Here is a 13,438-nt window from a genome sequence, read left to right on the forward strand (position 1 = left end):
TCTTTGTTGTCATGGCGCTGTGTCTACTATTTGTATAACGACTATAGGGCACTGTTAGACAATGTGTCTACAGCATTTTCGATGAGCGGTTGAATCTCTCAAAGCCCCTGGTTCAAAGGGCTTGAGGGGTTACCTGGGGTGAGATTAAACACCGTTGGCGCTGCATTTCCAAACCGGACAAAATGTTATCCAGACCGGACACATTGCCGATTATTTGCGACCTCTCCCCCTCCACTTTGCGCACTCATCCCGCATGCCGTTGAGCAACACGAATGAACGGCTGCAAGCAGCCTGCGGTCAGCTACTTACACTTCACACGGAGGGCTTGCCATGCTCGATATCCATACCGCTGCGGCGTCGCCGGAGCACAATGTTCAGGGCCTGGAAAGGGTCGGCTCGCTGGCCGGCGGGGCGCTGATGTTCAGCAAGGGGCTGCGCCATGGCGGCCTGGTCGGCCTGCTGCAGATGGTAGTGGGCGGCCTGGCGGTGGCGCGTGGGGTCAGCGGGCACTGCTCGACCAAGGCCTGGTGGCAACGGCACCGTCAGGAATACAACCGGTTGCGCTCGGACATCGAACGCAGCGCGGAACAGTTGCAGGCATTGAAGGCGAGCGCCAAGGCAGCTACGCGCGGGGTGACGGTGACAGGGAAGGATCCGTTGACCGGCCTTTGATGTTACTTGGCCTGTGCCAGCCGGTTCGCGGGCACAGGCTACAGAGGTCTTTAGCGCAACGCCTTGCTCTGCAACACCTCGGACCGGCGCCCCAGTACGCTCTCGCTGATCTGCACGAACTCTTCGGTGCTTACGCTCGGCAAACGCATCAGCGCCCGCGCCACATCATCCAGCGAACGCTTGGCCTGGGTGTGGATGCGGATCTCCTTGTCCAGTGCCTGCAAGAGTATCACCCCACGGGCAACCTGAGCCGGGCTGGCCTGCTCGCCCTTGAGCTGCGTGACCTTGGCGCCTTGCTTGCTCAAGCGCGCCTGCCAGGCCTGGTAGCGGTCATCGCTTACCCCACCCGCCCTGCGTAGCAATTCGCTGGCGTAGTAGTCGGTCAGGCTCTCGACAAGCCAGTCATTGCCATCACGCCCATGGATCTGCGCAAACAGTTGCACCAGTTCGCGCAACAACGGGCTGCTGCCATTCTCGCTGATCATCGGCCGGGCACTGTGCAGATACAGCGACCCCTGCGCCGCCATCGCGCCGCGCCACATGCCGTCACGGGCACCGACCAGCAGCAACTTCGGCGGGTTACGGGGGAACACCGCCTGCAACTGCGGCCAGACAAAGGTCAGCAAGGTCAGGCTGTCCATGCGCCGCATGCCCTGCCCGACCGGCGCGGCAACGGTGACTTCGGTTTCGCCCAGGCGTGCACGGCGGCTGCCCAGGTCACCGGCTAACATCCAGCCGGTGGGGCGGTCGAACAGACGTGAAACGTTGTCGATGCGAAACTTGTCCTTGCCGACACGCGGCCAGGACGTTTCGATGCTCTTCCAGCCTTCGGGCAGGTCGAACCACAGGCGCGCCACCAGCTCGGTACCGTCCTGCTGGTCGAGGTGCGCAGGCGGCACCAACTGGTCACCGAGGAACAACGCCCAATGAGGCGTGATGCGCGACGAGTAGGCGCCGCTGCGCAGCTGCTGGTCCAGCTGCACGCGGTAGCTGAGGCTGGTCTTGCCCGGCGCCGGGTGCCACACCCCGCGCGCGCCCTGGTCTACCTCCTGCCATTGGCCGTCGGCCTGAAAGCCGCTGTAGGTGCCGCCCTTGCCCAGGTCGAAATCCAGGCTGCGCACACTGCTGCCCTCAGCCAGGGTCAGGCGCACTTCAGCCTGGCCATTGGCGGGCAACAGACGCACGTGATAATCCAGGTCGACTTTCTTCGCCCAGGCCGGCGAACAGGCCACCAGGCTTAACAGCAGCAACAGCGGGCAACGCATACAGAAACTCCTTGTTTCCCAGAGGCGACGGGGCGCGCCGGTCAGCTGGCGCGAAAAATCAGATGGTCTTCCCAATCGTCCTCGTCGACATCATGCTCACTGAGCATACGCCCTGACTGGGAAATGCGCTGTTCATGGACCTGCTGGCGATCGCCGCAGATCAGGTGGTGCCAGTCCGGCAAGTCCTTGCCTTCGCTGACCAGGCGGTAACCGCAGGTGCTTGGCAGCCACTTGAACTGGTCGGCCTTGCCCGGGGTGAGCTGGATGCAGTCGGGCACCTGGGCAAAGCGGTTGGGGTAATCGCTGCACTGGCAGGTGTTCAGGTCCAGCAGTTTGCAGGCGATGCGCGTGTAATAGATGCTGTTGTCGTCCTCGTCCTCAAGCTTTTGCAGGCAGCACAAACCGCAACCGTCGCAGAGCGATTCCCACTCTTGCGGGTTGAGTTGTTCGAGGGTCTTGCGCCGCCAGAACGGCGCGCTGTCAGCGATCATCACACGGGTTTCCTGCATTCATCTTCAATGGGCGGCGCGCGGCGGCGCCAGTCTAGAGCCTGGCCTTCGGCAAAGCCAGACCGCTTGTCAGTGACGACGGGACGCAGTAGCGTGCGGTTTTCCCCATCCTCTTGCAGGAGCAGCCATGAGCGCCACACCCCGTATTGCCGATTACGCGATCGACGAGCAGTTCATCAACCGCTGGTCGCCGCGCGCCTTCACGGCCGAGCCGATCAGCGAAGAGACCCTGCTGAGCTTCCTCGAAGCCGCGCGCTGGGCGCCGTCGGCGTACAACTCGCAGCCTTGGCGCTTCCTCTATGCCCGTCGCGATACGCCGAACTGGGAGCGCTACCTGAACCTGCTGGTGCCCTTCAACCGCAGCTGGGCGCAACAGGCTTCGGCGCTGCTGCTGATCATTTCCAAGACCACCTTCGCAGCGCCGGGCGCCGCGGAAGAGAGCCCGGCCCTGTGGCACACCTTCGATACCGGTTCCGCCTGGGGGCACCTGGCCCTGCAGGCCAGCATCAGTGGATGGCACACCCACGGCATGGCCGGTTTCGACAAGGCACTGGCGCGTACCGAACTCAAAGTGCCTGAAGGTTACGAGCTGCATGCCATGATCGCGATCGGCAAGCTGGGCGACAAGGCGACCCTGGCCGAGGCACTGCAGGCGCGTGAGGTGCCAAGCCCACGCCGGCCGCTGAGCGAGCTGGCGGCTGAGGGTGATTTCAGCCTGTAAGCGCTTTATTGGCTGTACTGGCCTCTTCGCGGGGCAAGCCCGCTCCCACAGGCACTGAGCAAGTTGCAGAACTGCTCAGTACCTGCGGGCTTGCCCCGCGAAGAGGCCAGTAAAGCCACTGCACATCAGTAACCCCGGGTGAAATCCACTTCCCCGCGCAAGCCCTGCTCCGCCTCATATGCCCGCACATTCTCGACAAACAGCCGCACCATCGCCGCCGGCGAGGTGGGCGCCGAGCTGTGCCCGGTCAGCAGCAAGCCCAAGGCGGTCCAGAACGGGTGACGCTGGGGCAGCGGCTCTTGGCGGCACACATCGATTACCGCGCCCGCCAGGTGGCCTTGCTTCAGTGCTTCGACCAGGTCGCCATCGACCACCGCCACCCCGCGCCCGGCATTGATGAACAACGCACTGGGCTTGAAACGCTGGAACAGCGCCGCATCGTACAGATCATGGGTAGCCGGCGTGTCCGGCAGCAGGTTGATCACGTAATCGGCCCGCTCGACCCTGCTCGGCAGGTCCGCCAGCGCGGCCACTTCGGCGAACGGCGCCTGCTCACGGGCGCTGCTGGCAATACCGTACAGGGTTACCCCAAACGGCTGGAGAAACTCGGCTACCCGCTGACCAATATCGCCGGTGCCGACGATCAACACCTGGCGCCCCTCAAGCGTGCCGCCCGGGCGGTCGTCCCAGCGCCGCTCCACCTGGCTCAGCAGGCGCGGCAGCACTTCGCGTTCATGGCCAAGCATGTAGGTGAGCATGTATTCCGCCATCACCTGACCAAAAATGCCCACCGCACGCGTCAAGCGATAATCCCGTGGCAAGCCGTCGGCCAGCAGCGGGGTAATGCCCGCCCAGGTCGACTGCATCCAGGCCGGCTTGTGGCCCTGGCGCAGCAGGCTCGCCAGCAAGTCAGGCTGACCCAGCCACACCGGGCACTGCGACGCCTGCAGCGCCAGTTCGGCAGAGTCGCTGCTGGTCAGGATTTCCAGGTCAGGGGCCGCCTGGCCCAACAACTGGGCGTAATGGGCATGATCCTGTTCGGCAATCAGAACGCGCATTCGTGAAAACAACCTTGGCAGACAACCAAAGCGGCCCGACGCGCGGGCCACTTGGCGAAAGAGGGGAACCTGGCCTGGGTCAGACCGGGTCGTTACGGCGCAGCAGCTCTTCGGGCAGGTGCTCGATGTACTCGTCTTCGACCGGCGGCATCTGCAGGTGATAGCCCTGGTTGTCGAGGTTTTCCAGCACCTTGGCGATGTCCTCGCGGGCCAGCTTGCGCTCGGGGGTCAGCACCAGGTCGAAAGCATGCACGGGGGCGCCGAAGAACGGCAGCAGGGCCTCGGGCACGCGCTCCAGGCCTTCGGCCTTGAGCACATACAGGTACATTTCGTTCTTGCGGGGGCTCTTGTAGATCGAGCAGATACGTTTCATCGGGTTTCTCCGGCACCTGCCAGGTTGTCCAGCAGGGCCTGGCCCATACGCTCACGGCGCCAGCCGCGCAGCGAATCGGGCAGTTGATAGGGGCCGTTGGGGTAGCCGCTCTTGAGCAGGGCTTCCAGGGTTTTCTTGCGCAGCATCAGCTCGGGGGCTATGCCCAAGCGCTCGCCTTCGGCCTGGCCGATCGCGCGCAGCTGCTTGAGGATACCGGCAGCCTCGATCGGCAAGGGCTCGGGCAGGACCTGCGGCCACTGCTCGGCAGGCAGGCTGGCAGCCCGCTTGATCAGCTGAACGAGGAACTCACCGTCCTGACGGATGGTACGCGGGTGCATCTCGTCGATCTTGGCCAGCGCCGACAGGTTGGACGGCTGGGACTTGGCCATCGGCCACAGCGAGTGCTCCTTGAGGATGCGATTGCGCGGCACGTCGCGGTGGCGTGCCTCGCGCTCGCGCCAGGCACACAGCTCGCGCAACACCGCCAACTGCTGGGGCGCAAGCTTCCAGGCCAGCTTGACGTCGCGGTACAAGCTCTCGGGTTCGACCTCGCGGCGCAGTTGGGCAACCAGCTCGGCGCCGTCCTCCAGCACCCAGGCGTACTTGTCGTCGGACAGGCGCGGGCGCAGGGCGGTGAACAGCTCGGCCAGGTGCACGGCATCCTCGGCGGCGTAGCTGATCTGGGTTTCGGAAAGCGGGCGCTGCAACCAGTCGGAGCGGGTTTCACCCTTGGGCAGCTCGAGCCCCAGCACTTCCTGGACCAGACGCGAATAACCCATGGAGAAGCCCAGGTTCAGGTAGCCGGCGGCCAACTGCGTGTCGAACAGCGGCTGTGGCAGCTTGCCGGTCAGGCGCAGCAATACTTCGAGGTCTTCGCTGCAGGCGTGCAGCACCTTGACCACGCCGCTGTCTTCCAGCAACTCGGCCAGGGGCTGCCAGTCCTTGATCAGCAGCGGGTCGATCAGAAAGGCGCGTTGGCCGTCGCCGATCTGGATAAGCCCCGCCTTGGGGTAGAAGGTGTCTACCCGCATGAATTCGGTGTCGAGCGCTACGAAGGGCAGTTCGCGCCAGCTTCGGCAGAGTTCGGCCAGGGTCTGGTCGTCACGGATCCAGTGTATTTCGATGGCCACGAGGCTCTCCCACTAACATTGGCGCGCAGTATATACGGCGCGGGCACTGCGGGTGAAACCTGCGCCATCCCTGGAATAGATAAACGGTGGTATGCAGGCCATTGGCAGTCAACGCTTGGCTGCCAACCAAGGCCGGCAGCTGGCGAACATGTCCAGCGACTGCTGGTAGACCTCGGTGCGCACCTGCAACAGGCCAAGCATCGAGTGGAACAGGTTGTCCTGGGACAGCGGCGCGTCGCTGAGCTTGGCCAGGCAGGCGGTGTCCAGGCCGAAATCTTCGCGGTAGCTGTCCGAAAACCAGGTCAGCAACGGCACGTGTTTCTGTTGCTCAGGCGCCAGCATGTAGGGGGTGCCATGCAGGAACAGGTTGTATTCGCCCAGCGATTCGCCATGGTCGGACAGGTAGATCATGGCGGTATCGACCTTGTCCTGCTTGCTGCGCAGGGTATCGATCAACATGGCCAGCACCTTGTCGGTGTAGGCCAGGGTGTTGTCGTAGCCGTTGACGATCTCCTGCTGGCTGCACTGGTTCAGGGCATTGCTGTGGCACACCGGAGTGAACCGCTCGGTTTGCGCCGGGTAACGCTTGAAGTACTCAGGGCCATGGCTGCCCATCTGGTGCAGCACCAGCACGGTGTCCTTGTCGAGGTTGTCGAGCAGCTCGGCCAAGCCCTGCAACAGAATCTCGTCATGGCATTCGCCATTGGCACACAGGGCCGGGTCGGTGAGGTTGCTGACATCGATGAACTGCACCCGATCACAGGTCCCCTTGCAGCCCGATTGGTTGTCGCGCCACTGCACGGCCAGGCCTGCGCGCTGGAGGATGTCGAGCAGCCCTTCACGGTTCTTGGCGACGCGCGCGTCGTATTCCTTGCGGCCCATGCCCGAGAACATGCACGGCACCGACACTGCCGTCTCGGTACCGCACGAATGCACATCGGAAAACGCCAGCAGGCCCTGCTCCTTGGCAAGGTTTGGCGTGGTGTCGCGGGCATAGCCGAGCACACCAAAGTTCTCTGCCCGCGCGCTTTCCCCGACCACCAGCACTGTCAACGACTTGCGGGCGTGCTGCTGCCAGGCTGCATCGCGCCGGGCATCCTCACCGTAAGGCTGGAATGGCCGGGCGGCCGTGCCCACACGTTCACTGACATAACCCATGGAGGCGCCGACGATATTGCTCGGCGTCAGCATCAGGCGCAGTTCGTGGTGATTGCGAAACAGCGAAGACAACCCCTGATAGTTGACCAGCGCCACCGACCCCAAGGCCACCACGCAGGCGCCGCTTACCACCAGCTTGCCCAGCAGTTCGCGGTGCCAGGCGCGGTAGGCAATCGGCGCCTTCCACAAAAGCACCGAAGGCAAAACACCCAACCCCAGGATATACAAAGCAAACTTCAGCGAGAGCAAGTCGCGCACTTCCGTGACATTGGTTTCGGCGATATTACGGAACATACCGGCATCTATAAGTACACCGTACTGATTCATGAAGTAAGCGACACCTGCACCACTCATGAACAAGAGGATCAGCACCGGTTTCAACACATACCGGAAGGCAAACAAGGTCAAGATCAAATTAAACGCGAACAGTATCAGCACGGCAAACGCCAGGCTCAGCCAAAGCCCCGGCAGCCCTGGCGGAACCACCTGTTCCAGGTGTTGCCAGAGAACGACATTGAAGCCGATCAGCAGGTACAGGCTGGCCAGCAGCGTGACCCATTCAGTCCGCAGGGATTTGACGTTGAGCATCAGGGTTCGCAATCAAGAGTGAGTATCAGCCCGTGGGCCTGTGCGGCACCGGGGGAACGTTGGCTGAACTCTAGAAAGCGCACCCTCAATATTTCGTGAAAAAGACGCCAACAAAACAGTGAGCGGGCATCTTTATCACATTAAATGAAGTTCATTCAGCCGCCATTCAGCCAGCCGGCGAAGCTTGGCGTACGGCTACGGGGGGATGCGACAGCCTACCCCAGCCCCCCAACGGCGCAAAGGCGACTATCCTCAAAAGTCAGGACCATTCGCCAACCCCCAAGAGAGGTGAAGAAATGCCCGTTCCGCACGATCTGCTCGCTGACCTGAACATCACTGCCGACGACTTCCAGGCGCGCATTGACAAGGACCATGACCTGCACAAACTGCACAAGGAGTACAACGCCAAGGACAAGGAAGTGCTGGCCGCCGAGGGCAACGCCAGCACCGATGACACCGTCACCCGTTTGCGCAAGGAGCGGCTGTTGATCAAGGACAAGATCGAACGCATTGTTCATCCGCCCAAAGCCTGACTCACACAACCTGAATTTGAATGCGCCGGCCTGTTCGCAGGCAAACCCGCGAACCAGGCCGGCAACCCTCACACCGTTGCCGACGCCCGCAGCGCGCAGTCCAGGTCCTCGATCAGGTCGCGGTAGTCTTCGATCCCCACCGACAACCGCAGCAGGTTCTCACCGATCCCCATCTCGCCTTTCTGCTCCGGGCTCAGCGAGTTGTGCGACATGCTCCAGGAGTGGTTGATCATGCTCTCCACCCCGCCCAGCGAGTCGGCCAGCACAAAGATCTGCAAGGCCTCTACCAGGCGATTGAGCGCGGCCCGGTCGCCGCCCTTGACCTTCATTGCCACCACGGCCCCGCCCGCGCGCATCTGGCGCTTGCACAGGTCATGCTGCGGGTGGCTTTCAAGCCCCGGGTAATAGACCTGTTCGATTTGTGGGTGGCTTTCGAGAAAACGCGCCACCTGCAGGGCATTGGCGCACTGGCGCTCCATGCGCACATCCAGGGTCTTCAGGCCGCGCAGCGCCAGGTAGCAGTCGAACGGCCCCTGGATGGCCCCGACCGCCATGCTGATCTTGCGCAAACGCGCCAGCAGTGCGTCATTGGCCGCTACCACCACACCGCCGGTGAGGTCGGAGTGGCCGCCGATGTATTTGCTTGCCGAGTGCATCACCAGGTCCACGCCCAGGGTGATCGGCCGCTGGTTCCAGGGCGAGCAGAAGGTGTTGTCGATGCAGGTGAGGATACCGCGCGCGCGGGCCAGGTCGCAGACCGCCTTGATATCGACCAGGTGCAGCAGCGGGTTGGTCGGTGATTCGATCCAGATCAGCTGGGTTTGCGGGCGTATCGCCGCTGCCACGGCCTGCAGGTCGTTGAGGTCGACGTAGGTGGTGGTCAGCCCCGACGTATGGCTGCGGTAGTCCTCCAGGATACGGAAGGTGCCGCCATAGACACCGTTCATCACCACCACGTGGGCATCCTTGGGCAACAGTTCGAGCACCGTCGCGGTGGCGTTCACGCCAGAGGCACAAGCCACCGCGCCAACGCCTTCTTCCAGCGCCGCCACACAGCTCTCGTAGGCATGCCGGGTCGGGTTGCCGACACGGCTGTAGGCATACTCGGGGTTATCGTCGAGGCTGCGCTTGATGTAGGAACTGGCGGTATAGATGGGCGGGAAGATCGCGTTGTCGGCAACGCTATGCTGTTCGCCGGCGTGGATGGTGCGGGTGGCGAAATTACGCGGCTTGTCGGACATGATCCGGTCCATTGACTGAATAGAGCCTGCAACTATCGCACAACCGCCGCGCTCGGCAAGGGCGCGCAGCTAGGGGGATCAATTTCCTGCATTCTGGCGTAATCTGGAGAAGAATTTTCTACAGCCAGCCTTCTATCGATATGGACAGTTTCGACCAGCACATCCTCACCCTGCTCCAACGCGACGCGTCGGTTTCCCTCAAGGACCTGGCCGAGGCGGTCAACCTGTCGACCACGCCCTGCTGGAAGCGGGTCAAGCGCCTGGAAGAAGACGGCTACATCGTCGGCCGTGTCGCGTTGCTCGACCCCACGCGCCTGGGGCTGGGCCTGACCGTGTTCGTCCAGCTCAAGACCCAGCGCCACGACAGCGCCTGGCTGGAGCAATTCGCCGCCACCGTGGCCCGTTTCGAAGAGGTGATGGAGTTCTACCGCATGTCCGGGGACTGGGACTACATGCTGCGGGTGGTGGTGGGTGATATCGCCGCCTATGACCGGTTCTACAAGAAGCTGATCACCCGCACGGATGGGCTTTCCAACATCACCTCGAGTTTTGCCATGGAGCAGATGAAGTACACCACGGCGTACCCCGTGCACCGCCCCTGACGCGATGCTGGAGGCCCTTCCAGGCCACCGATCAATCCGCCGCCAACACCGCCTCGATCCGGTTCCCGGCCTTGGCCTTCTCTAGCTTGATGGCCACAAACTTCGACGTCGGCGTATACGTCCCCTCGCCATAACTCTCCAGCGGCACCAACGGATTGGTCTCCGGGTAATAGGCCGCCGCCTGCCCCTCGGGCACGTCATACGCCACCAGGCGGAACCCCGACACCCGCCGCTCGCGACCATCCTCCCACAGCGATACGAGGTCAACATGCTCGCCGGGCTCAAAGCCCAGGCGGCGAATGTCGGCCTCATTGACGAAGACCACCTCGCGCAGGCCGAACACCCCGCGGTAACGGTCGTCCAGGCCATACAGCGTGGTGTTGTACTGGTCGTGCGAACGCAAGGTCTGCAGGATCAGGTCCGGTTTGTCGCCACGGGCCAGCACCTGGGCATTGACCAGTTGCTCCGGCAACTGGCTGGCACTGAAACGCGCCTTGCCGGTCGCGGTGCGCCAGTTGCGATCCGCCGCGTTGTTGCCCAGGTGGAACCCACCCGGGTGCTGCAGGCGCGCATTGAAGTCGGCAAAACCCGGGATCACGTCAGCGATCATGCTGCGGATGCGGCCGTAGTCGGCAATGGCGTATTCCCAGTCGATCGGCTTCTTGCCCAAGGTCGCCTGGGCCATGCCGGCAACGATCGCCGGCTCCGAACGCAGGTGCGGCGAACGTGGCCGCAACTGGCCGTGGGAGATGTGCACCATGCTGAAGGTGTCCTCCACGGTGACACCCTGCGGCCCGCTGGCCTGCAGGTCGATTTCGGTACGGCCCAGGCACGGCAGAATCAGCGCATCGCGGCCGGTGACCAGGTGCGAGCGGTTGAGCTTGGTGGAAATCTGCACGGTCAGTGCGCAATTGCGCAGGGCCGCATGAGTGCGCGGGGTGTCCGGCGTGGCCTGGGCGAAGTTGCCGCCCAGGGCGATGAAGACCTTGGCCTGCCCTTCTTCCATGGCTTTGATCGCCAGCACCGCGTTATGCCCGTGGGCACGTGGCACACGGAACTGGAAGCGTTTTTCCAGGGCGTCGAGCAAGCCGGCCTTGGGCTTCTCGTCGATGCCCATGGTGCGGTCGCCCTGCACGTTGCTATGGCCACGCACCGGCGACAGGCCGGCACCCGGTTTGCCCACGTTGCCGCGCAGCAGCTGCAGGTTGACGATTTCCTGCACGGTGGCCACCGAATGGCGGTGCTGGGTGATGCCCATGGCCCAGCACATGATGACCCGTTCGGCCTTGCGGTACATGCGCGCGGCCAACTCGATCTCGGCCTGGGTCAGCCCCGACTGCTCGACGATATGCGCCCAGGCGGTGGCATCCACCGCCGCCAGGTAGGCATCGACGCCACTGGTGTGCTCGGCGATGAAGGCATGGTCGAACACGGCCGCCTCACCCTTGGCCTGGGCCTCGCGCTCCCACTGCAGCAGGTACTTGGCGATGCCGCGCATGGCCGCCATGTCGCCGCCCAGGGCCGGGCGGAAGTAAGCGGTGTTGGTCGGCTCGGAGCCGTTGCTGAGCATCTCGAATGGGTGCTGCGGGTGCTGGAACCGTTCCAGGCCACGCTCTTTCAGCGGGTTGAAGCAGACCACCTGGGCGCCCCGCTTGACCGCCTCGCGCAGCGGTTCGAGCATGCGCGGGTGGTTGGTGCCGGGGTTCTGGCCGATGACGAAGATCGCGTCGGCCAGCTCCAGGTCATGGAACACCACCGTGCCCTTGCCCACGCCGAGGGTTTCCGACATGCCCACCCCGCTGGCCTCGTGGCACATGTTCGAGCAGTCGGGGAAGTTGTTGGTGCCGTAGGCGCGGACGAACAGCTGGTACAGGAACGCCGCTTCGTTGCTGGCCCGCCCCGAGGTGTAGAACTCGGCCTGATCGGGCGAGTCCAGTGCCTGCAGGTGCTGGGCGACCAGGGCGAAGGCGTCTTCCCAGGAGGTTTCGACGTAGTGGTCGGTGGCCGCGTCGTAGCGCATCGGGTGGGTCAGGCGGCCTTGGAATTCGAGCCAGTAGTCGGTCTGCTCGGCCAGCGCGCTGACGCTGTATTTGGCGAAGAATGCCGGGTCTACCGAGCGGCCGGTAGCCTCCCAGTTGACCGCCTTGGCGCCGTTCTCGCAGAACTTGACCATGTCGTTTTCCGGCGACTCGCCCCAGGCGCAGCCTGGGCAGTCGAAGCCGCCGTTCTGGTTGGTCTTGAGCATGGCCCGCAGGTTCTTGAAGGCGTTTTCGCTGCCCAGCCAGCTTTTGGTCACGCTCTTGAGCGCACCCCAGCCGGCGGCGGCGCCTTTGTAGTCCCTGATGTGTTCGTCCTGGCTCATGCGGTGAATCCTCACGCTCGGTGTTTTTTCCAGACTATTGAGCGTGGGGTGGGAGCGTCCAATCGAAAGATCTTACGGCGTGATAAGCCGTTTCGATCATGGGGGCTGGCCCAGCAGCCGTGATAGAGCATATTGATCATTCGGTCGGGGAAAGCAATTTGACGGGGGTGCACCCAGGTTATAGCTTGGAGATGAGTCCAACCCATTCGAGCACAATCGTGGAACAGAACAGCCGGGCCCTGATCGACGGCTTCAACCGGAAAATCGACTACCTGCGTATGTCGGTCACCGACCGCTGCGACTTCCGCTGCGTCTACTGCATGGCCGAAGACATGCAGTTTCTGCCACGCCAGCAGATCCTCAGCCTCGAAGAACTGTTCCAGGTGGCCGAGCGCTTCGTCGCCCTGGGCACCCGCAAAATCCGCCTGACCGGGGGCGAGCCGCTGGTACGCCAGGGCATCGTCGAGCTGTGTGGGCGCATCGCCGCCCTGCCCGGCCTGCGCGAACTGTGCCTGACCAGCAACGGCTCGCAGCTCGGGCGCCTGGCCCAGCCGCTGTTCGACGCCGGCGTATCGCGCCTGAACATCAGCCTCGACAGCCTGGACGCCGGGCGCTTCAAGCAGCTGACCCGCACCGGCGACCTCAACCAGGTCATCGCCGGCATCGACGCCGCACGCAAGGCAGGCTTTGAAAAGACCAAACTCAACTGCGTGGTGCTCAAAGGCCGCAACGATGACGAGCTGGTCGACCTGGTGCGCTTTGCCATCGACCGCGAACTGGACATCACCTTCATCGAAGAAATGCCCCTGGGTGAAATCAGCGAACACCAGCGCGGTGAGTCGTTCTACTCCAGCGACCAGGTGCGTGACCGCCTGGCCGAGCAGTTCACCCTGATCGAGTCCACCGAGTCGTCCCAAGGCCCGGCCCGTTACTGGCGCCTGGCCGAAGCGGCACACACCCGGGTGGGCTTCATTTCGCCGCACAGCCACAACTTCTGCGCCACCTGCAACCGCGTGCGCCTGACCGTCGAAGGCCGCCTGCTGCTGTGCCTGGGCAACGAGCATTCGGTGGACCTGAAACAGGTCCTGCGTGCCCACCCTGGCGATGCCGCGCGGCTGGAAAAAGCCATCCGCGACTCGCTGCACCTCAAGCCCTACCGCCATCACTTCGAAGTGGGCGGTGAGGTGCAGATTCTGCGCTTCATGAACATGACCGGCGGCTGATTG

Annotated in this window: 13 protein-coding genes; 5 read left to right on the forward strand and 8 right to left on the reverse strand. The window is 63.3% G+C overall.

Features of this window, described 5'->3' with window-relative positions; translation table 11 throughout:
• Positions 1-330 precede the first annotated feature (330 nt).
• On the forward strand, positions 331-672 hold the full coding sequence (locus LOY26_RS20150) for a DUF2892 domain-containing protein (RefSeq protein ID WP_033699769.1): 342 nt from the start codon (positions 331-333) through the stop codon (positions 670-672).
• A gap of 50 nt (positions 673-722) precedes the next feature.
• Here the strand turns inward: LOY26_RS20150 and LOY26_RS20155 are convergent, their stop codons facing one another.
• On the reverse strand, positions 723-1,937 hold the full coding sequence (locus tag LOY26_RS20155; RefSeq protein ID WP_186666223.1) for a hypothetical protein: 1,215 nt from the start codon (positions 1,935-1,937) through the stop codon (positions 723-725).
• A 41-nt stretch (positions 1,938-1,978) separates the two neighbouring features.
• Positions 1,979-2,428 (reverse strand): YcgN family cysteine cluster protein, encoded by a 450-nt coding sequence (locus LOY26_RS20160; protein ID WP_033700206.1) that lies wholly within the window; start codon positions 2,426-2,428, stop codon positions 1,979-1,981.
• 145 nt (positions 2,429-2,573) lie between these two features.
• Here LOY26_RS20160 and LOY26_RS20165 point away from each other — a divergent pair, with 145 nt between their 5' ends.
• Positions 2,574-3,167: a nitroreductase family protein gene (locus tag LOY26_RS20165; RefSeq protein ID WP_258714036.1), complete on the forward strand. Its 594-nt coding sequence runs from the start codon at positions 2,574-2,576 to the stop codon at positions 3,165-3,167.
• A 125-nt stretch (positions 3,168-3,292) separates the two neighbouring features.
• Here LOY26_RS20165 and LOY26_RS20170 read toward each other — a convergent pair whose 3' ends face one another.
• The 4 genes from LOY26_RS20170 to LOY26_RS20185 all read right to left on the reverse strand — a co-directional run bounded on the left by LOY26_RS20170 (position 3,293) and on the right by LOY26_RS20185 (position 7,474).
• Positions 3,293-4,225: a D-2-hydroxyacid dehydrogenase gene (locus LOY26_RS20170; protein WP_033699772.1), complete on the reverse strand. Its 933-nt coding sequence runs from the start codon at positions 4,223-4,225 to the stop codon at positions 3,293-3,295.
• Positions 4,226-4,304: 79 nt separating this feature from the next.
• Positions 4,305-4,598: a YcgL domain-containing protein gene (locus tag LOY26_RS20175; RefSeq protein ID WP_033699773.1), complete on the reverse strand. Its 294-nt coding sequence runs from the start codon at positions 4,596-4,598 to the stop codon at positions 4,305-4,307.
• Positions 4,595-5,728, reverse strand: a complete 1,134-nt coding sequence (gene rnd, locus LOY26_RS20180; RefSeq protein WP_033699775.1) for a ribonuclease D — start codon at positions 5,726-5,728, stop codon at positions 4,595-4,597. The genes LOY26_RS20175 and rnd overlap by 4 nt, the downstream gene beginning before the upstream one ends.
• A gap of 108 nt (positions 5,729-5,836) precedes the next feature.
• Positions 5,837-7,474 (reverse strand): phosphoethanolamine transferase, encoded by a 1,638-nt coding sequence (locus LOY26_RS20185; RefSeq protein ID WP_258714037.1) that lies wholly within the window; start codon positions 7,472-7,474, stop codon positions 5,837-5,839.
• A gap of 296 nt (positions 7,475-7,770) precedes the next feature.
• Here LOY26_RS20185 and LOY26_RS20190 point away from each other — a divergent pair, with 296 nt between their 5' ends.
• The gene (locus tag LOY26_RS20190) at positions 7,771-8,007 is read left to right on the forward strand and encodes a YdcH family protein (protein WP_186658421.1); all 237 of its coding nucleotides are present in this window, start codon (positions 7,771-7,773) and stop codon (positions 8,005-8,007) included.
• 68 nt (positions 8,008-8,075) lie between these two features.
• On the opposite strand, the gene LOY26_RS20195 is transcribed toward LOY26_RS20190, so the two are convergent.
• Positions 8,076-9,260, reverse strand: a complete 1,185-nt coding sequence (locus tag LOY26_RS20195; protein ID WP_186658414.1) for a PLP-dependent aspartate aminotransferase family protein — start codon at positions 9,258-9,260, stop codon at positions 8,076-8,078.
• A 128-nt stretch (positions 9,261-9,388) separates the two neighbouring features.
• On the opposite strand from LOY26_RS20195, the gene LOY26_RS20200 reads away from it, so the two are divergent.
• The gene (locus tag LOY26_RS20200) at positions 9,389-9,850 is read left to right on the forward strand and encodes an Lrp/AsnC family transcriptional regulator (RefSeq protein WP_186658392.1); all 462 of its coding nucleotides are present in this window, start codon (positions 9,389-9,391) and stop codon (positions 9,848-9,850) included.
• Positions 9,851-9,881: 31 nt separating this feature from the next.
• On the opposite strand, the gene LOY26_RS20205 is transcribed toward LOY26_RS20200, so the two are convergent.
• Entirely contained in the window at positions 9,882-12,212 is a 2,331-nt protein-coding gene (locus LOY26_RS20205; RefSeq protein WP_258714038.1) for an FdhF/YdeP family oxidoreductase, read from the reverse strand.
• A gap of 218 nt (positions 12,213-12,430) precedes the next feature.
• On the opposite strand from LOY26_RS20205, the gene moaA reads away from it, so the two are divergent.
• The gene (gene moaA / locus LOY26_RS20210; RefSeq protein ID WP_033699783.1) at positions 12,431-13,435 is read left to right on the forward strand and encodes a GTP 3',8-cyclase MoaA; all 1,005 of its coding nucleotides are present in this window, start codon (positions 12,431-12,433) and stop codon (positions 13,433-13,435) included.
• The last annotated feature ends 3 nt before the right edge of the window (positions 13,436-13,438 follow it).

It is taken from the genome of Pseudomonas sp. B21-047, from assembly GCF_024748775.1.
GTDB lineage: Bacteria > Pseudomonadota > Gammaproteobacteria > Pseudomonadales > Pseudomonadaceae > Aquipseudomonas > Aquipseudomonas capeferrum.